The organism is Pilimelia columellifera subsp. columellifera, assembly GCF_039532605.1.
GTDB classification, from domain to species: domain Bacteria; phylum Actinomycetota; class Actinomycetes; order Mycobacteriales; family Micromonosporaceae; genus Pilimelia; species Pilimelia columellifera.
The window spans coordinates 1-508 of sequence record NZ_BAAARY010000096.1 but is presented as its reverse complement, the minus strand read 5'-3'; the positions used below and the strand labels follow the sequence as shown (position 1 = coordinate 508).

At 68.9% G+C, this 508-nt stretch carries 1 pseudogene; it reads right to left on the bottom strand.

The window, feature by feature from the left end:
• A pseudogene (locus ABD287_RS18495) lies at positions 1–508 on the bottom strand (glycosyltransferase); the annotation flags it as partial.

Below are 508 nucleotides of genomic sequence, written 5' to 3'. Positions count from 1 at the left end.
GGGATAGCGGCCGGTCGTCGGGCAGGATCCAGGATCCGGTCTGGAACACCTCCTGCCCTGCCGTCCCGCCTCCGGGCCACGGACCCAACGTCGGATCGGCGTGCAACCATGGCAGGTCGGTGAATACGTGGCTGCGTACGTCATCGATCGGCGGTAGGCCCACAGTGGCCCGGTGCTGGTTGAGTGGTTCGCGGAACATGGTGTTCATGTGTTCGGCGTCGCGGGCCCACAGCTCGCTGGGTTCGGCGTCGGTGGGTGTGGCGTCCTGCCCTGGCAGCGGCAGCCGCGGCGGGGCGTGGTGTGGTGTGGGCAGCTGGTTGGGGCTGTAGACGGCAAAGGTGTAGCCGATCCCCAACATCTCCGCCACCGACCGGACCATCAACATCAGCGGTGAGCCCGCGAGGATGGCGTCGCAGCCGTCGGCCGCGGCGGCGATCTTGTCGAACTGGGCGGCGACCTGCGCCCGCGCCATCTGCTGCATCTGCTCGACAGAGAACGACGGCGGCGG